Raw genomic sequence first — 17,049 nt, 5'->3', positions numbered from 1 at the left:
ATCAATAGATAACTAATACACGCATGTCAAAAACCTTAAAAAAAGTATCACCATCTGCCGGTCGAAAGTCGGCAATTTCTTTTAACTCAAAGCAGGTAACCAAGCGTCTTCTTGGTGCCCTTTCTGCACGTGCACAGGATGTTCTCATCAAACGGTATGGTCTTGGTGATAAGGTGAAGCGTATGACACTTGAGGCAATTGGCGAATTGTATGGTATTACCCGTGAACGAGTTCGTCAGATTGAAAATTACGCTCTCGGCAGTATCCGAAAATCGGATGCATACACAAAAGATAAAAATGCGTTTGCAGAACTGAAAGAAGAGCTCATGTTTTTTGGTGGCATTGCATCTGAGGAACATTTTCTCGCACACCTCTCAGCTGATGCTGGTGTGCGAAACCACTTCCACTTTATTTTGGTTGTTGGGGAAGATTTTGAAAAAAGAAAAGAAGATGAACACTTTGAACATCGCTGGCACGCAGATACTGACTTGGCAGAAAAAGTTGAAGAGGCATTGAAACAACTCTACGCATCACTTTCATACGAGGAACTTGTTTCTGAATCAGACGTTATCGCCACATTTCTCTCACATTTAAAAAATGTTGCTGAAGTATATCGCACTGAAGAAATGACACGTCGATGGCTCACTATGTCAAAGGTTGTTTCCAGTAATCCATTAGGAGAATGGGGACACTCAGCATCTCCAAATGTTACACCAAAGGGAGTTCGTGACTTTGCATATCTTGCTATTCGAAATCACGGATCGCCACTTCACTTTAGCGAAGTTGCTAAACGAATCAACGAACTTTTTGAAAAGAAGGCGCACGTTGCGACAACACACAACGAGCTTATTAAGGATGACCGATTTGTTCTCGTGGGACGCGGACTCTACGCACTTGCGGAATGGGGATATATGCAGGGAGTTGTGCGTGATGTTATTACGAAAATTCTTAAAGAACACGGTGCTCTTACAAAAGATGACGTTGTTGCAAAAGTACTCAAGGAGCGTTACGTAAAGCCAAATACTATTCTTGTTAATCTTCAGGATTCAAAATATTTCTCTAAGAATCCAGACGGAACCTACGTTCTCGCCTAATCTCGGCACGCCAAAGCCCCCGCACTTCATTTTGAAGGCGGGGGCGTGTGGTATGATACTTATATGTTCGGCGATATTCTAGAACGTATACAACCCATCTGGACCACTTCCCGTTTTTTGTTTGAGCTTGCTCCTCTGTGGGCACCTATTCTGTTTGGATATGCTGGGTGGCGCGGGTGGATGCGGTATCGAAGGGCAAAATATTTGGCAAAACAAGAACCCGTTCTTCTTGAAATTAAAGTTCCGCGAGAAGTGAGTAAGTCACCCGCAGCAATGGAAATGGCTCTCAACTCACTCTATTCGATTCCCGGTGAAGGTAACCTTCTTGAAAAATATTGGGACGGTGGTGTGCGTGCATGGTTTTCTCTTGAGCTTGTGTCTCTTGAAGGCCAGGTGAAGTTTTTTATTTGGACATGGAGAAATAGTGTTAAAAATATTCAAAATCATATCTACGCACAGTATCCGAAAACAGAAGTCGTTGAAGTTCCTGACTACACGCTGGCATTTTTGTATGACCCCGATGTGGCGGACCTCTATGCCGCAGAATTTATACTCAACAAACCAGATCCGTACCCAATTAAAACGTACATTGATTATGGTTTGGATAGAGATCCAAAAGAGGAATTTAAAATTGACCCCATTGCCCCAGTGCTAGAGTATCTCGGTGGTTTGGGTAAGGGTGAACAGGCATGGATACAAATTCTTGTTCGTGCACACAAAAAAGAGGATACCAAAGAAGGCTCATTTTTTGCTAATTTTAAGTCGGTTGAGGATGTGTTTGATATAGGAAAAAAGACAAAAGAGCACTTTGAAAAAACTGACAAGTGGAAAGATGATGTGAAGGGTGAGATAAAGAAGATTATTGACAAGAGAACGCTCAAAGGAAAGGGTAAAAATGATGATGAGGAAAGTACGTTGGTCACCTTCACTTCTGGGGAGAAAGATATTGTAACTGCACTTGAACGAAGCATAACGAAGCTCGGGTTTGACGTTGGTATTCGTGGAGTGTATGTCGCGGAAAAAGACTATTTCAACAAGTCACACAAAGGGGCGCTTAATGGTGTGCTGACACAGTACAACACACCACACCTGAACGGATTCAAAAAAGTTCGAGGGACAAGTTTTGATTATATTATTCAGGACCCACTTAAAATACGCCTTCCAAAAATGAAACGGGAAATGTTTGAGGCATACCGTTTACGAAGTTATTTTCACGCACCCTACAAACGAAAACCGTTTGTACTTAATGCCGAAGAATTAGCAACCATTTTTCACTTCCCTGGAGGCGTTGTAGAAACACCAACATTTGGTCGTATTGAATCACAAAAAGCAGAGCCACCAATGAATCTTCCTGTATAGGTATGTCTCGAAATATGATGATGAACATTGGTGTGGTGTGTGGCGTTGTGCTTCTTTTGATTTTGTTGCATACGCCGAAGCCGTTCCCAGAGCACTCCTTGGTGAATATCCCAGAAGGTGCTTCGTTTGTAGAGGCTGCATCGTTGCTTAAAGGCGCACGTATTATTACATCAACAACATTACTCAGGGTGCTTACAGAAGTCATCGGTGGTGCAGAAAATATTCGAGCGGGAGATTACCTTTTTAAAAAACCACAAGGAACACTCGCGGTTGCATATCGCCTCACGCACGGTGACTATCGTTTGGAACAGATTAAAGTAGTGCTCCCTGAAGGCATCACCGTTGCCACTATGGCTGATATTCTTTCAAAAAATCTGCCAGCATTTGACAAACAAAAGTTTTTTTCACTCGCATACACCCAAGAGGGATTTTTGTTTCCTGATACGTATTTCTTTTTTGTAAACACAACACCAGAAGATGTTCTCTCAACACTCTCCAAAAAATCAGACACCATTCTTGCCGAATACGCAGATGCAATTGCATCATCAAGTCGAAGTTTGGAAGAAATAGTAACGATGGCATCTATTATAGAAGAGGAGGCACGTGGGAGAGAAGATCAGCGTAGCGTGTCCGGCATTCTCTGGAAGCGTTTTGATGTTGGCATGGCATTACAAGTTGATGCTACGTTTGCGTACACACTTGGAAAGGAGTCACACGAATTGACGAGTGCAGATTTGGAACTTGATTCTCCATACAATTCATACACACGAGTTGGACTTCCACCAACACCGATTAGCAACCCAGGACGAAGTGCCATTGAAGCGGCACTTTCTCCAACAAAGACACCATATTGGTATTACCTCAATGGAAAGGATGGGGTAACCCACTATGCTGAGACGTTTGAAGAGCACAAGCAAAATAAAGAAACATATTTGTAGTATGAATATAAGAGGACGGGGAAGGCATTTTTTGGTATACTTTGCGTACATATGATAATTACGTACAACACACTAGAGTCATTTAAAGTTCAATTTGGAGACGCGGTCCTCGCATTTAACCCCGTATCCAAGAAATCAAAACACACCGCAACATCGTACGGTGCAGATGTTGTGCTTGTTTCGGTGAACCACCCCGATATGAATGGTGCGGAAACGGTTGCACGCGGAGATGCCAGTCCTCTAGTTATCAGTGGGCCAGGAGAATATGAACTCAATGGTATTGTGATTCGCGGATATTCGTCAAAGAGTATGTATGACGGAAAAGAGAGACTCAATACGGTGTACCTCGTTACATTGGAAGATATGAAGATGTGTTTTTGTGGTGCACTTTCTGATGGACAACTTTCTTCAGAGTTGTATGAAGTGCTGGATGATGTTGACATTCTCTTTCTTCCTATTGGTGGAGACGGCGTTCTTGATGCGCGTGCGGCTCACAAACTTTCCGTTTCTCTTGAACCACATGTGGTGATTCCAATGCACTACACAGCAGACACACTCAAGGCGTTTCTTAAAGAAGAGGGAGAAACGGGGGCTTCGGCAACAGACAAGGTAACTTTGCGAAAAAAAGAAGTGATTGAAAAAGAGGGTGAGGTTATTGTGCTTTCTCCACAGGTGTAGCACATTCCCAGTATGTTTACGTTATTACAAAAGATTCAACAGCGCCCAGAACACGAACGTCGTACCATAGCATTGTGGATTGCCTTTTGGATAACGGTGTGTATTTTTGGTATTTGGTTTGTCTCATTTTTTGCACACCTCAATCAAATTTCCTCTCCCGCAGACACCGTTATTTCAGAAAAAGTTTCCCCACTGAATAGCTCCAAAGAAACATTTTCCTCTCTTTGGGACTCGCTCAAAAGCACCGTGCAGAACTCATTTTAAAACACCCAAAAGCGAAGAAATCCCCTTTATTTGTGGGTCTTTTTGGTGTATAATGATAGGGTAAAAATGTAGTATTTCATGGCTTCCAAAACACCAAAAGAAGATGAAAATATAGTGCCAGATCGCTCCGAATCAGGGATTGTTTCTCGTAGCATTTCTGCCGAAATGAAGGAGGCGTATTTGGACTATGCGATGTCGGTTATCACAATGCGCGCGTTGCCGGATGTTCGAGATGGGCTTAAACCAGTGCATCGCAGAATTTTATACGCCATGTATGGCATGCGGTTGCTTCCAACAGCAAAGCCACGAAAATCAGCCGCTGTCGTTGGTGAAGTGCTTGGAAAATACCACCCGCACGGAGATGCGTCTGTGTACGATGCGATGGTGAACATGGCGCAACTATTTTCGTACCGCTACCCGCTCGTTATTGGTCAGGGAAACTTTGGTTCAATTGATGGAGACCCTCCAGCCGCGATGCGATACACCGAAGCACGAATGTCGCGCGTGGCATTTGAGCTCATGCAAGACCTTGAAAAAGATACGGTTGATTGGCGACCAAACTATGACGGACGATACAAAGAGCCAGTAGTGTTTCCGGCGTCTGTCCCAGGACTTCTTTTAAACGGCACGCTTGGTATTGCTGTTGGTATGGCAACAAACATTCCTCCACACAACCTCCGTGAAGTTGTCCACGCAACGGTGCATCTTGCCGATAACCCAGAAGCAACAAATGACGACCTCCTCTCGTTTGTCAAAGGGCCAGACTTTCCAACAGGCGGGGTTATTTTTGGTGAAAAAGATATTAAGCACGCATACACGAACGGAAAGGGAGGAATTGTGACACGTGGTGAAGCTGAAATTATGGAAGGGAAAAAGGGTCAATTTCAAATTATAATTACATCAATTCCGTACCGTGTTAACAAGGCGGATCTCATTGTCAAAGTTGCTGACCTTGTTCGAGAAAAAAAGATTGATGGTATTCGTGATATTCGTGATGAATCAACGAAGGATATTCGTGTGGTGATTGAGCTCAAAACGGGGGCACATCCACAAAAAATTCTCAACTTTCTCTACAAACACACACAGCTTGAAGACACGTTCCACATCAATACCGTGTGTCTCGTGGACGGTGTTCCGCAAACGCTCTCCTTGAAGAGTATTTTGGAAGAGTTTGTCAAACACCGCCTTATTGTGGTTCGACGTCGTACGCAATTTGACCTCAATGTTGCACAGGCCCGAGAGCACATTCTCCTTGGTCTCTCCAAAGCACTCGACCATATTGACCAAGTAATTGCGGTTATTAAGAAATCAAAAGATGCTCTTGACGCAAAAGAATCCCTTAAGAAAAAATTCAGTTTCTCAGAGCTCCAAGCGATTGCCATTTTGGAAATGCGACTTCAAAAGCTTGCTGGTCTTGAACGAAAGAAGGTTGAAGACGAGCTTGCAGAGGTTCAAAAAACTATTACCGAACTTACAGCACTTCTCAAGAGTGAGAAAAAGATGCGTGAGGTTATTAAGACAGAGCTCACTGCAATTGAGCAGAAATACGGTGATGACCGAAGAACAAAAGTGGTTCGAGGGGGCGTTGAAAATCTTTCTGCTGAAGATTTAATTCCCAACGAAGAAAACGTTGTGGTATTTACTGCTGGCGGGTACATCAAGCGCACGAATCCAAGTGAATACAAGGCACAAAAGCGTGGTGGTGTTGGAGTGATCGATTTGGATACCAAAGAAGAAGATTTTGTTACCATGCTTGTTGGTGCACATACACACGACGACCTCCTGTTCTTTACGGACAAAGGAAAGGTGTACCAATTGAAGATGTACGAACTTCCAGAAGGAAAGCGCGCAACGAAAGGAAAGTCGGTGATGAACTTCCTACAGCTTTCAGACGGAGAGCGCGTGACATCCATTCTTCCGCTGTCAAAAATTTCAAAAGAGTCAAAAGGTGGTGTTATGATGGTGACTCGTCGCGGTGTTGCAAAAAAGGTTGCAGTTGCCAATTTCCACGATGTACGCCGTAGTGGTATTATTGCGATTTCACTGGACGCAAATGATGAACTCATTGCTGCCGTTCTTGTAAATCCTGGAGATGAAACATTGCTCGTTTCTCAAAGTGGTCAATCAATTCGTTTCAAAGAAACAGATATTCGAGCCATGGGACGTACTGCCGGAGGTGTTCGGGCAATGCGTCTGTCAGCAAAAGACGTTATTGTGGGCACGAGTGTTGTGAAGAAAGAAGACGCCGACTCAGCACTACTTATTCTCCTTTCAAACGGATACGGAAAGCGAACAGCAATAGATGAGTATAAAACTCAAAAACGAGGAGGTGGGGGTGTAAAAACGGCGAATGTAACCGCAAAAACGGGTAAGGTGATGGCGTCTCAGATTGTGTCATCTGAAGAAGGTGAACTTGTGGTCATTTCCCAAAAAGGACAGGTTATTCGGGTAGCACTTTCTGAAATCTCACTTCTTGGACGCGTGACACAAGGTGTTCGTATTATGAAGCTTCGTGAGGGAGATTCTATCGCATCATTTGTCTGCTTGTAGGGTAGAAGTAAGTAGTAAGAATTTTTTGTGGGTTTTTTCGATTGTTCCACTTATCATTTGGTGCTTGGTTAGTGGTGCTTTACAATAGTGGTATATGTTTGCACACCCTGAAAAAATTATTGAGCAGTTTCAACTCGGTGAAGGAATGCATGTTGCAGACCTCGGCGTTGGTGCCGGGGATTTCACGTTTCTTGCTGCGCGCCACGTTGGTGAAACGGGGGTAGTGTATGCGTGCGATCTTCAGAAAGAGCTCATACAAAAAGTGCACAAAGAAGCACAGCAGGAAGGCCTTTTGAATGTACACACCATGTGGACTGATCTTGAAGAAGAGCGGGGAACAACACTCGCGGATGCATCAGTGCACGCAGTTATGGCCACCAATATCTTGTTTCAAATAGAGCACAAGGAGCGTTTTTTAAAGGAGATGTTCCGTATTCTACGTGCTGATGGAAAGGCGCTCATTGTTGACTGGAGTGATTCGTACGGAGGTATGGGACCTCATGCTACATCTGTGCTCAAACGTCACACCGCCCAAACGCTCGCTGAAAGTGCGGGGTTTGTTTTTGAAAAAGACATTGATGCAGGAACACACCACTACGGTATGCTTTTAAGAAAGCCGAAAGAAAATAAGTAGTAAGCAGAAAGTAGTAAGCAGAAAGTAGTATGTAGAAAGTAGTATGTAGAAAGAAAAATAACAAAGACCAAACTAAAACCAACCTCCAACATCCAACATCTAACTTCCAACCCCCACTTTATATGAAATCATTTCCAACAATTATTCTCGTTATTTTTGGATTTTTTATTATTGCCGGAGTTATTGCGGTGGCATCGTATGGTAAGTTTGGCTCGTCAGGTTCGGGAGATGTTCCTGCGCAGGCAGTTTTGTGGGGAACGCTTGATAAAAACATGATTGATAAAGCCGTACAACTTTTTAATGAAAAAAATGACAATATTCTCACGATTACCTACACACAATTTTCTGAAGAAGCATTTGATGCAAAACTAACAGAAGCTCTTGCAGAAAACCGAGGCCCCGATGCGATTATTCTTTCTCAAGAACGACTCCTCAAGCACGAAAAGAAAATCTATCCGATTCCTTTTCAAAATCTTCCCGAGCGAACATTTAGGGATACTTTTATTGAGGGTGCCGAGTTGTTTGTTGGTACGGACGGTATTCTTGCCTTTCCGCTTGCCGTTGACCCTATGGTGCTCTATTGGAACAGGACACTCTTTAATGCTGCGGGCATAGCCCAACCACCATTGTTGTGGGAAGAAATAACAGCCCTTGTGCCGAAGCTCACAAAATCAGATACAGCACATAATGTATTACAAAGTGCCATAGCGCTCGGAGAATATCGCAATGTCAATCATGCAAAAGAGATTCTCGCACTTATGATGATGCAGGCTGGTAATCCGATTACAATACGCACAGAAAACGGCGTGATGAGCAGTATCAGCGAACGATTTGGTCTTTCCGAAGTTCCTGCAGATTCAGCCCTCCGCTTTTATACTGAGTTTGCAAATCCAGTAAAGCCGTCATACTCATGGAATCGTTCCTTGATTGCCTCAAAGGATTTATTTGTAAGGGGTGATCTTGCTATGTACCTCGGTTTTTCTGGTGAGCTTTTTGGTATACGAGAACAAAACCCAAATCTTAATTTTGATGTGACGCGCATGCCACAGGTTCGTGACGCTGTTCAAAAAAGTACGTTCGGCACCATATATGCGATTGCAATTCTCAACCAATCACCAACGAAGGCAAATGCATTTCAAGCCGCAACAATTCTGACAAGTAAAGAGATGTCTCCATTTTTTCTTGACATACTCGGACTTCCGCCAGCACGTCGCGACGCTCTCTCACAAGTGCCGACCGACCCATACAAGGCAGTATTTTATAATGATGCACTTATCTCAAGAGGATTTTATGACCCAGACCCCGTTCAAACGAACGCACTCTTTAGTACACTCATTGAAGATGTAACGTCGGGGCGAGTATCAATAAGTCAGGCGGTAAGTCAGGCAAATGGACGGATGAGCCAGCTATTAGAATAGCAAATGAAGACGAAAAATGTGGGTGGGGATAACTTTTTTCTGATAAGGGCATACAATGGCTATATGACACAAGAACAGAAACGAAAGACGGTGGCCTTCGGCCTTTCTTTGGCGGTAGTGCTCGTTCCTCTGGTATCTTTTGCAGCGATTGTTCCTTGTGGTGGGCCACCACCCCAGACCGCCTGCACGTTCAATGACCTCGTTCTTCTCGTTAATAATGTCATTAACTTTCTCCTCTATACGGTTGCACTTCCGATTTCGGCGGCACTATTTGCGTGGGCGGGTATTTTGTATCTCACGGCGGCGGGGGATATGGGCAAGATATCAAAAGCTCATGAAATATTTAAAAATGTCTTCTTTGGGCTTATTATTGCACTTGCAGGATTTTTGATTATTGATTTAATAACAAATGTGCTAACAGGAAGGGGGTGGTCAGCAAATCCATTTAGACAACCATAACTATGAACACATTTTTTCAAAAAAATAAAAAGATACGTGCGGTTGTGTCTCTCGCTCTGGCACTGTTTGTTTTTGTGGTTCCTATGGTCATTTTTGCACAAGTGGGCGGTGAAGGTAGTACCATCGAGAACCCACTTAATAATGTAACCAGTATTCCTGCACTCATCACTATTATTGTCACAGCGGTTAAAGATATTGGTTACTTTGTCATCGTCTTTTTCCTCATTTATTCAGGATTTTTGTTTGTGAAAGCGCGAGGGGACCCAAAGGGAATTACGGATGCAAAAAATACTTTTCTCTGGACGGTTGTTGGCGCGGCAGTTCTTCTTGGTGCACAAATTCTTTCAGATGTTATTAAAAATACCGTTACTCAACTTGGCCACAGAGATGCGCCAACAACCCAACAAGATATTGTATGAAAAAAATACTGCTACTTCTCACACTTGTTTTTGCGCCACTGGTTTCTTTTGCCGTTACAGATTTGGCTGGTTTGATTGGACTCTTCACAGGACTTCTTAATCCCATTCTTGCTTTGCTCACAGGGCTTGCGGTGCTATTCTTTATATGGGGTATTGTAAAATACATACGCAATGCCGGTGATGAAGCAAAAGCACAAGAAGGTAAAAGTATTATGACGTATGGAATCCTCGCACTCTTTATTCTTTTTTCGTTCTGGGGAATTGTGCAACTGCTTTATAGGTCAATATTTTAATTGTCATTAATTTAATCATTATGCGTAGATATATATCATCGCTTGTTGCAGTGCTTGTACTCTCGCCGTTGTTTGTGTTTGCACAGAGTGTTGGGAGTGTTATAACCAGTTTGGGGGTGTGGGTTGGTTGGCTTATCCCAATAATTGCCTCGCTCGCTCTTCTTGTGTTTATGTGGGGAATTGTAAAGTATCTTACCAGTGCTGGTGATGCGGACAAGGCCAAGGAAGGGAAAAGTATTATGATATACGGGGTGATAGCGTTATTCGTATTATTTTCAGTCGTTGGGTTAGTCGCATTTATTAGGTCATCTCTCGGTCTTAGCCCAGTAGACGGTCCGTTCACTCCTCCCAAGGTAACTCTGTAACGGTTTTGGGGACAGAGTATCTAGTTTCTCGGGTATGTTGGTGATAGTATTAAGTTGTTAGCATTATATTAAAAGTAATTACACACTACGTATGAAAAAAGTTCTACAAGGTCTCGCTATCGCATCTGCATTCACACCATTGTTTGCATTTGCACAGTTGGGTGGTGTTTCAAATATTCTTACCGCAATTGGAAGATTGATTGACACCGCAACGCCTATTGTTATTGGTTTGGCCCTCCTTGTATTCTTCTGGGGGTTGATTAAGTTCATCATGAATTCAGATGATGATGAGGCTCGAAAGAAAGGCAAGGGTCTTATGATTGGAGGTATCATTGCGCTTTTCGTGATGGTTGCAATCGTCGGTATTATTAACTTCATTGCCGCTCAGGTTGGAGTTACGACAGGTGGTAATTTGCCAGTACCTGGCGTTCAATAAAAGTAAGTCCGTATGTCACTCCAGACTTTTCTTGCAACTGGATATACGGTGATTCTTAAGCCGATTATCCTTCTTCTTTTTGCTGTTGCTTTTGTCATATTTTTCTGGGGAATTGTTGAATCAATCCGTGATTCGGAAAGTGATGATGGTAAGGCAAAAGGGAGGCGGAATATGCTGTGGGGAATTCTTGGGATGGTCATTATGATTTCAGTATTTGGGATCATTAAGATTATTACAGGTACCATTGGTGCTACAAATCCAAATCCACCAGCTGCGATTACACCAACCGTAACAGCGCCAATATAAAAAATGGATAGTGTATAAGAAAAGGGCGTCCCGCGAGGGGCGCCCTTCGACGTTGGTGGTCTGTGAGGACCACCAACGTCACTATGCACATCATGAACTTGGGGTGGTGGACTTTGGGGTGATGACAAAACTGAACCACCCGTCGTCCTTCTGGGTCTCATCTTTGAGTCTTCCCAACATCTTTGTGTTGGTTCCTTCTGGGAGGGGAAGCTCTTCCCACACCCCGTGTCCGCCACTTCCGTCGGTGTTCTTCCATGTGCCGGTCCCTTCGGGCCGATTCATGGAGTACACCTGCTCCTTCGTTTCACCTCCTGAGAGGTGGAAGACGGAGATGTTGATGTACCCACCGCTCCATGCGTTGATTCGCATAGGGAGACACTTCTGTCGGAGGTCTGGACGGTAACCTTTGACCTCCTTCGGCTTGCTCCAGCAAAACCGGTACTCTACCGGAGTGGTGGTCTTGCGGGCTTCCTGAGCGTTGTACTCGTTGAGTTGGTTCCAGTACTCGACGGTCCCAGGATTTGGGATCTCCAACCCCGTTCGCTGGTCGCGTTTCCACGAAAGTGGAACGGGCTTGAGCGTTCCGTCGGGAAGACGGATGAATTTCGATGTGGCACCCGTAGTCGGATTTTCTCCTGCTTTCGGCAGAGGACTCTCCGAGTTAAAGATTTCACGTGGCATGGCCACCTGGAGCTCGTGCTTTCCCCATGTTGCAGTTGCTGCAGTGTATCCCCACGAAAGGAGAAACACAACAGCCGTCGCGATGCTGAAGATGGTACGCAACTTCTTGCCAGCATTTCCAAACCTGTCGCTGAAAAACGACAGGAGGAGAAGTACAACAACAAGAATCTTCAGAAAACCGTTCGTTACCCCCATGTACGTCATGAGGATAAAGAGGACTACTCCTGAGAGGAGTGCGCCGATGATTTTCGGCAAATCTTTTTCGTTCATGACCTACTCCTTACTCTTTGGGAAGTAGAAGTTTTGCGATTGGCGTCGAGAGAGCGACGAAGAGGGCGAACCACACGAGACCCCACATGAACGTGGAGAATGCTTCGGGGCTGGTGATGACTGCGCTGAAGCAGACAACCCAGCCGACGAGAGAGATGATGAGAAGAGCAAGGTACGTTCCGAAGAACCACCAGAGCTTGTTCCCAACAAACTTCTCAACCTGATCGAGCGCTTTCTTAGCAGCTTCTCGTGCCTGCTGGGTGCGAGACTTCTGGAGAAGCATCGCGAGGAACAGATCGGCCGCCTCTAGTGAGTTTGTTGAGCTCCTGAGGAACTCAACGGTGAGACTCTCGGGTTCAAAACCTTTCGGATATACTTCCCGAGTCACTGGCTCACGTGCTGACTTCGAGTCGCCTCCTTTGTGGGACTCGGTCGTTTCTTTCACTGTCTTTGCCACACCTGACTTCGACGACTCAGTCGTCTCCTTGACGGTTTTCGAGTCGTCCCCCTTACGGGATTCGGAACTCTTCTGTGTCATGGTGACAACGGACCGCGCCTTGAAGAAGCCATCACGCCCATCCGAGAGGACCTTGCCGATAGCTTGCTCGGCACGATCACGGTCGTCTGGCGACAACTTCTCGACTGCCTCATGAAGAATCTTCCGATTCTTCAAGGGCAATACACTGTCGTTGTTGATGAGCAAGTGCCAGTCCATGCGGTCTTCTTTCTGGTCACTTGCTTGTGTGGCTGATGGAGTTTCGGTGGTTGACTTCTTTCCCTTGTCGACCAACCAGTCGACGCCCAAGCGGGCGGCGACTGCCTCAAAGAGCTCCATCACGAAGCCCGTGCGGATGATAGCCATGGTGTTCTCCTTTCGAGAGAGTGAGGTTGTTTGTTTTCTGATATATTCAATCCCTTGCGAGATGAATTTCCAAATTCATGATGTCAAAGAACTGCCGAGACACAGTATATCACAAACAATAGGATTGTCAAGCTACGAATGCATAAAATAGGGCTTTGTAGGGCCGTATTTCGAGCCCCCTCTCGTTACCTACAAAACAAAAACAGGAAGAATGCTTCGCATCCCTCCTGTTTGTTTGGTGGGCGAGAGAGGACTCGAACCTCCAAGTCTTGCGACACTAGCTCCTAAGGCTAGCGCGTCTACCAATTTCGCCACTCGCCCAATATGTGTGAAAGTCGTCACAAGTTACTAAGTATTTTACTTCGCTACACTTGTAAAATTCTAAGTACTCGTAGTCCACCCAGTAAGCCGTATCGCACTTCGCGCGAACCAGGTACGGCTTGCTGGTGCGGTGCGCACCGCCGTGCGCTCTAGTTTGCAGGACTTTCTACCGAAAGTCCACCCAGTAGGAATCGGACCTACGACCGTCTCCTTAAGAGGGAGCTGCTCTACCAGCTGAGCTATGGGTGGTGGAATAGCGTTATTGTAGCAATAAAAAAGAATTATTCTAGGTGTGGGACTTAATCACACGATTTAAGACGCACTTGTGTAAGGTAGATAATATGCTTAGTATTAGAGCATATGGAAAAACAACCAGAAAATTTTGTAGAGCAAGGATATACTATTTCTGACCCAGAACCACTTACTGACAAGTTAGAAAAATTACCAATCGAACTTTTTCCCGAAAGATCAAAAATTACAATATCAGAATTACGAGAGATTATACCAGATGATCCTATCGTAGTTTGTGATTTTTATGTAGAAGATATTGAAAAAGGAGAGGAGTTAGAATCCGGGTATAGACAGGAGGATGTAACAAACATAGATCATCATGCGCCAGGAGCTTTAATGGCAAGACAAATTTCTAGCACTAACCTAGCCATACAATTTGTTGAAAAAAATGGTGTGATGATTCCACCAGTTCATGTTGTAGTCAATCATGTGGATTGTGACAGTGTTCTTTCAAGTTCGATTATGAGAGGCATATTGTCACCAGATCAAAAATTTGGAGAGGCTGCAATTGCGGCTGACCACACAGGTGCTCAAAATGAAATTGCTGATCTACTCCAATCTCTACAAGATAAAAGAAGCATTTCTTTTTCTCTAACCAATCTTGAAAAACTCCTTAAAGGAGAACCGGTTGATGAAGAAGCGGAACAAATGCTCAACAAACGATTACAAGACAGAAAAAGGGCAAAAGAAATAATAACAGACGGAAAATTCAATAGTATCGGGGATGTGTATTTTACATCTGTAAATGAAAAATTTGACGCAGGACTGTTGCCGGCCCTTTTACCTGATGCAATCGTCATACTTCTCGGAAGTCCGATGAAAGATAATCCAGAAAGATGGGAGATAAAGATACGATTAGGAATGAAAGCACCTGAAGGTCTAACTCTGAACACCCTTAATTTGCCAGATTTTGGTGGCAGGTGGAATGCGGGCAGTACTAAAAGAGCCAAGGGTCCTGAAGGAAAAGGGGGAACCACATTAAATCCAGAAGAGTATGCGGTTTTACTAGACAAGATTATTAAAGAAAAACTTGAAAGTAAGTAGAGTATAAGACTAATAGTATAATCGTTATTAATTATACGAATTTAATTTATATAAACATGGAAAATAAAATGGAAATGCCTAGTAGTGAGCATGAAGAGGTAAAAAAATCCGTTGACAACCATACGGAGGAATTTGATAAGAGTGCATCTGAACTTGGTTGGGAACTGGTAAGTGAACATGGTTTTTTTGATGGAAAAGACAGATTTACTCCATCAGGCAGATTAATTTATGACGGCTATACTGTCTATAAAAATAGTCGAGGCCAATTTGCCGACTCTTATTTTATTGCTGATTTAATACGGGATCAAAAAGATAAAAAACAACCAAAAGAATAGAAATATTCTTACCCACGGCACATAGTGCCTTGTTTATACCCGTAAATAGTTAAACGCTCGTACAAGTAATTAAATAAAAATAGTCACTCTATTTATTGAGTATATCTTCGATAGCACCAAAAACTTCCTCCGGAGATAAATGAGATCTTGATCCGTCGGGATTACGGGGGGCTCCACCGATAGTAGATCCTCCGCCCCAACCTGCCTCAAGTTTGTTTAGCTCGTAAAGTATACTCCCGTCCTTTGATGTTGGTCCGACTGGGAAATTGCTGACAAGTTCTGATTTTTTTGCAACGGTATACGCAATACTTCCATCCGGTTGTTTTTGCATTGCCACTGCGCGAGTATGGCCAGCTTTATATACAAGATCAAAAACGAAGTCATTAGACTCTACCATAATCCATCCCGTGCCTTCTTTTATAACTTCAAAACTCCTGTGATCTTCTAGTTTTTCATACACCAATGTTCCTGCCACCAAGGCGTCCACATTTTTTAGACATTCTTCTAATAAAGTATTTAAGTCAGTCTGAGCGTATGTTCTATTCCTTCGTGTATCAATTTCAGGTTTCATTACTCCCTTATAAAATTTCTCGGCAAGCTCTGAATCAAGCGGTACATATGCTGGACCGTGCGCGTCTACTCCACCCACAGACTCAACCAACATTCTGACCCTCGGATCATTCACCATTTTAGGGTGTCGAAGTAGCCACACGGATAAAACGGTGTCTCCGTCAATATCATTAACATAAATATTTGATTCTTTGGGTTCAAAACCAAGCAGTAGTGCATCAGCTATTTGTTGACAGCTTGCGCGAGTAATTTGTCTATTTACATTATCGTGGTGATCAAATGAAAACTTATTGTGTTCAAGATCAAATAATGGACCTTGAACATACCCATCAAGGGCTATACTGTTTTCGGGTAAATTCTCAAGTTGTTCTGTTTTTCCTCTCTCAATAATCAAAGATCCAGATTTTATAGTTGGAATTTGATCGATTGATTCTATCTCCGGATTTTTTGGGTATTCTCTCATACGTTATATTTAAAAACAGCTATTAAGGCTCTCGAGAAACTTCTTCGCCCAAATTACTAAATATTTGTCTCAGCTCTTTCATTTTTTCAGAATCCCTTTCCTCAGACGATATTTTCTCCGTAACATTTGGGAAGTTTTTTGCCACACCGAGGTATTTTGACTTCTCTGGATTTCTTCTGTATGAAAAACCAGACCAAGTTTCATCTTTTTTGATATCTGATCCAACCCAGATAGGAACATCTGGGGAAGCTGCTTTTTCAAGGGGCTCTTTACCAGCCCAGCCATACATTGCAAAGAAAGTAACCCTACCGGGAGGAACTTCCAAAGCCTTCAAAGCTCCAACTATTTGGTTGTAGGAAGCCATACTAAAAATATAATCGTCAAAAATTAGTACAGGACCGTCATTTGACGATTCAAGTAGGGTCTTAAGTTTCTCCATTAGTGTTAGGTAGTGGTCGATTATTTTGTCAGTATAAGACTCGAGCATTTCTTCACTGGCCCCATCAGAAAGAGACCTGTCTCGGGCTTCTTTTAGGGCTTCTTCAAACGATTTTCCATTTTCTAGTTCATAAAAAAATTTTTCTGTAAATATGTGGCCAAGGGAGGTCTTGTCGATACTTCTAAAAGTGGTCAAAAATTGAATTTTAGGTTCATTCAATTGGGCCTCTTTATAAATTTTTTTAAAAATTGGTTTTACAGCGTAAACTGCGGGTCGAGTTGAGGTTTCTAAGAATGCTACCACTGTTGGCAGTTTTTCATTTGGAATATCTCTAAATTTATGCAAAAGCGTTTCAAGACTTTCTTTTACAACCTCCCTGTCCCTCTCAGTTAAAAGAGTTTTTTTTTCGTAACTAAGTTGATTATTTTTTTCGAAAGATTCCATTTTCTAGGTGTTTTAAAATGATGTTAGATTGATACATTGTATCAGTTTTTTCTTTTTTAAAAATTTCTCTCACTGTTGTTTCTTATGGTGTGGGCCAGGTGGGACTCGGCCACAAA

At 43.3% G+C, this 17,049-nt stretch carries 20 protein-coding genes and 2 tRNA genes; 16 read left to right on the top strand and 6 right to left on the bottom strand.

The features are described 5' to 3' along the window. The first annotated feature begins 23 nt into the window (after window positions 1–23). The 14 genes from NUW02_03350 to NUW02_03285 all read left to right on the top strand — a co-directional run bounded on the left by NUW02_03350 (window position 24) and on the right by NUW02_03285 (window position 11,213). Window positions 24–1,094, top strand: coding sequence for a hypothetical protein (locus tag NUW02_03350; protein MCR4275047.1), 1,071 nt, complete (start codon window positions 24–26; stop codon window positions 1,092–1,094). A gap of 63 nt (window positions 1,095–1,157) precedes the next feature. Continuing rightward, window positions 1,158–2,453 carry a hypothetical protein gene (locus NUW02_03345; protein MCR4275046.1) on the top strand — a complete coding sequence of 432 codons (1,296 nt, stop codon included), beginning with the start codon at window positions 1,158–1,160 and terminating at the stop codon, window positions 2,451–2,453. Window positions 2,454–2,455: 2 nt separating this feature from the next. Further along, a complete protein-coding gene (mltG, locus tag NUW02_03340) occupies window positions 2,456–3,391 on the top strand; it encodes an endolytic transglycosylase MltG (protein ID MCR4275045.1) in 936 nt (311 codons plus the stop codon). 51 nt (window positions 3,392–3,442) lie between these two features. Next, the gene (locus tag NUW02_03335) at window positions 3,443–4,069 is read left to right on the top strand and encodes an MBL fold metallo-hydrolase (GenBank protein MCR4275044.1); all 627 of its coding nucleotides are present in this window, start codon (window positions 3,443–3,445) and stop codon (window positions 4,067–4,069) included. 12 nt (window positions 4,070–4,081) lie between these two features. Continuing rightward, a complete protein-coding gene (locus NUW02_03330) occupies window positions 4,082–4,333 on the top strand; it encodes a hypothetical protein (protein MCR4275043.1) in 252 nt (83 codons plus the stop codon). A gap of 78 nt (window positions 4,334–4,411) precedes the next feature. After that, window positions 4,412–6,883: a DNA gyrase subunit A gene (gene gyrA, locus NUW02_03325; GenBank protein MCR4275042.1), complete on the top strand. Its 2,472-nt coding sequence runs from the start codon at window positions 4,412–4,414 to the stop codon at window positions 6,881–6,883. Between the two features lie 94 nt (window positions 6,884–6,977). After that, on the top strand, window positions 6,978–7,517 hold the full coding sequence (locus NUW02_03320; GenBank protein MCR4275041.1) for a methyltransferase domain-containing protein: 540 nt from the start codon (window positions 6,978–6,980) through the stop codon (window positions 7,515–7,517). A 122-nt stretch (window positions 7,518–7,639) separates the two neighbouring features. After that, window positions 7,640–8,935, top strand: a complete 1,296-nt coding sequence (locus NUW02_03315; GenBank protein ID MCR4275040.1) for an extracellular solute-binding protein — start codon at window positions 7,640–7,642, stop codon at window positions 8,933–8,935. A 63-nt stretch (window positions 8,936–8,998) separates the two neighbouring features. Next, window positions 8,999–9,394 carry a pilin gene (locus tag NUW02_03310; GenBank protein MCR4275039.1) on the top strand — a complete coding sequence of 132 codons (396 nt, stop codon included), beginning with the start codon at window positions 8,999–9,001 and terminating at the stop codon, window positions 9,392–9,394. Between the two features lie 2 nt (window positions 9,395–9,396). Next, entirely contained in the window at window positions 9,397–9,813 is a 417-nt protein-coding gene (locus NUW02_03305) for a TrbC/VirB2 family protein (protein MCR4275038.1), read from the top strand. Then, complete coding sequence (locus NUW02_03300) at window positions 9,810–10,106, top strand: pilin (protein MCR4275037.1); 297 nt, start codon at window positions 9,810–9,812, stop codon at window positions 10,104–10,106. The genes NUW02_03305 and NUW02_03300 overlap by 4 nt, the downstream gene beginning before the upstream one ends. A gap of 20 nt (window positions 10,107–10,126) precedes the next feature. Continuing rightward, complete coding sequence (locus NUW02_03295) at window positions 10,127–10,471, top strand: pilin (GenBank protein ID MCR4275036.1); 345 nt, start codon at window positions 10,127–10,129, stop codon at window positions 10,469–10,471. Between the two features lie 91 nt (window positions 10,472–10,562). Further along, window positions 10,563–10,907, top strand: coding sequence for a pilin (locus NUW02_03290; protein ID MCR4275035.1), 345 nt, complete (start codon window positions 10,563–10,565; stop codon window positions 10,905–10,907). A 12-nt stretch (window positions 10,908–10,919) separates the two neighbouring features. Beyond that, a complete protein-coding gene (locus NUW02_03285) occupies window positions 10,920–11,213 on the top strand; it encodes a hypothetical protein (GenBank protein MCR4275034.1) in 294 nt (97 codons plus the stop codon). Between the two features lie 90 nt (window positions 11,214–11,303). On the opposite strand, the gene NUW02_03280 is transcribed toward NUW02_03285, so the two are convergent. The 4 genes from NUW02_03280 to NUW02_03265 all read right to left on the bottom strand — a co-directional run bounded on the left by NUW02_03280 (window position 11,304) and on the right by NUW02_03265 (window position 13,596). After that, on the bottom strand, window positions 11,304–12,164 hold the full coding sequence (locus tag NUW02_03280; protein ID MCR4275033.1) for a hypothetical protein: 861 nt from the start codon (window positions 12,162–12,164) through the stop codon (window positions 11,304–11,306). A gap of 10 nt (window positions 12,165–12,174) precedes the next feature. Further along, entirely contained in the window at window positions 12,175–13,026 is an 852-nt protein-coding gene (locus tag NUW02_03275) for a YccF domain-containing protein (GenBank protein MCR4275032.1), read from the bottom strand. 236 nt (window positions 13,027–13,262) lie between these two features. Beyond that, window positions 13,263–13,347: transfer RNA gene (locus NUW02_03270), tRNA-Leu, on the bottom strand. A gap of 176 nt (window positions 13,348–13,523) precedes the next feature. Further along, a tRNA-Lys gene (locus NUW02_03265) sits at window positions 13,524–13,596 on the bottom strand. A 111-nt stretch (window positions 13,597–13,707) separates the two neighbouring features. Between NUW02_03265 and NUW02_03260 the strand changes: the two genes are divergently transcribed. Beyond that, window positions 13,708–14,682, top strand: a complete 975-nt coding sequence (locus NUW02_03260) for a hypothetical protein (GenBank protein ID MCR4275031.1) — start codon at window positions 13,708–13,710, stop codon at window positions 14,680–14,682. Window positions 14,683–14,738: 56 nt separating this feature from the next. Then, window positions 14,739–15,017: a hypothetical protein gene (locus NUW02_03255; protein ID MCR4275030.1), complete on the top strand. Its 279-nt coding sequence runs from the start codon at window positions 14,739–14,741 to the stop codon at window positions 15,015–15,017. A gap of 88 nt (window positions 15,018–15,105) precedes the next feature. Here NUW02_03255 and NUW02_03250 read toward each other — a convergent pair whose 3' ends face one another. Both NUW02_03250 and NUW02_03245 read right to left on the bottom strand, forming a co-directional pair. Continuing rightward, window positions 15,106–16,050, bottom strand: coding sequence for a hypothetical protein (locus NUW02_03250; GenBank protein ID MCR4275029.1), 945 nt, complete (start codon window positions 16,048–16,050; stop codon window positions 15,106–15,108). Window positions 16,051–16,072: 22 nt separating this feature from the next. Continuing rightward, on the bottom strand, window positions 16,073–16,933 hold the full coding sequence (locus NUW02_03245) for a hypothetical protein (GenBank protein MCR4275028.1): 861 nt from the start codon (window positions 16,931–16,933) through the stop codon (window positions 16,073–16,075). Window positions 16,934–17,049 lie beyond the last annotated feature (116 nt).

It is taken from the genome of Candidatus Campbellbacteria bacterium (assembly GCA_024653945.1).
Classification (GTDB): Bacteria; Patescibacteriota; Minisyncoccia; order Phycocordibacterales; family EsbW-18; genus EsbW-18.
The sequence above is the reverse complement of the archived record's forward strand: the minus strand, read 5'-3'. Positions and strand labels throughout refer to the sequence as shown.

Bases quoted from the DNA above. Each gene is read 5' to 3' on its own strand.
- NUW02_03350 (MCR4275047.1), top strand. From the start codon at position 24: ATGTCAAAAACCTTAAAAAAAGTATCACCATCTGCCGGTCGAAAGTCG.
- NUW02_03345 (MCR4275046.1), top strand. From the start codon at position 1,158: ATGTTCGGCGATATTCTAGAACGTATACAACCCATCTGGACCACTTCC.
- mltG (MCR4275045.1), top strand. From the start codon at position 2,456: ATGTCTCGAAATATGATGATGAACATTGGTGTGGTGTGTGGCGTTGTG.
- NUW02_03335 (MCR4275044.1), top strand. From the start codon at position 3,443: ATGATAATTACGTACAACACACTAGAGTCATTTAAAGTTCAATTTGGA.
- NUW02_03330 (MCR4275043.1), top strand. From the start codon at position 4,082: ATGTTTACGTTATTACAAAAGATTCAACAGCGCCCAGAACACGAACGT.
- gyrA (MCR4275042.1), top strand. From the start codon at position 4,412: ATGGCTTCCAAAACACCAAAAGAAGATGAAAATATAGTGCCAGATCGC.
- NUW02_03320 (MCR4275041.1), top strand. From the start codon at position 6,978: ATGTTTGCACACCCTGAAAAAATTATTGAGCAGTTTCAACTCGGTGAA.
- NUW02_03315 (MCR4275040.1), top strand. From the start codon at position 7,640: ATGAAATCATTTCCAACAATTATTCTCGTTATTTTTGGATTTTTTATT.
- NUW02_03310 (MCR4275039.1), top strand. From the start codon at position 8,999: ATGACACAAGAACAGAAACGAAAGACGGTGGCCTTCGGCCTTTCTTTG.
- NUW02_03305 (MCR4275038.1), top strand. From the start codon at position 9,397: ATGAACACATTTTTTCAAAAAAATAAAAAGATACGTGCGGTTGTGTCT.
- NUW02_03300 (MCR4275037.1), top strand. From the start codon at position 9,810: ATGAAAAAAATACTGCTACTTCTCACACTTGTTTTTGCGCCACTGGTT.
- NUW02_03295 (MCR4275036.1), top strand. From the start codon at position 10,127: ATGCGTAGATATATATCATCGCTTGTTGCAGTGCTTGTACTCTCGCCG.
- NUW02_03290 (MCR4275035.1), top strand. From the start codon at position 10,563: ATGAAAAAAGTTCTACAAGGTCTCGCTATCGCATCTGCATTCACACCA.
- NUW02_03285 (MCR4275034.1), top strand. From the start codon at position 10,920: ATGTCACTCCAGACTTTTCTTGCAACTGGATATACGGTGATTCTTAAG.
- NUW02_03280 (MCR4275033.1), bottom strand. From the start codon at position 12,164: ATGAACGAAAAAGATTTGCCGAAAATCATCGGCGCACTCCTCTCAGGA.
- NUW02_03275 (MCR4275032.1), bottom strand. From the start codon at position 13,026: ATGGCTATCATCCGCACGGGCTTCGTGATGGAGCTCTTTGAGGCAGTC.
- NUW02_03260 (MCR4275031.1), top strand. From the start codon at position 13,708: ATGGAAAAACAACCAGAAAATTTTGTAGAGCAAGGATATACTATTTCT.
- NUW02_03255 (MCR4275030.1), top strand. From the start codon at position 14,739: ATGGAAAATAAAATGGAAATGCCTAGTAGTGAGCATGAAGAGGTAAAA.
- NUW02_03250 (MCR4275029.1), bottom strand. From the start codon at position 16,050: ATGAGAGAATACCCAAAAAATCCGGAGATAGAATCAATCGATCAAATT.
- NUW02_03245 (MCR4275028.1), bottom strand. From the start codon at position 16,933: ATGGAATCTTTCGAAAAAAATAATCAACTTAGTTACGAAAAAAAAACT.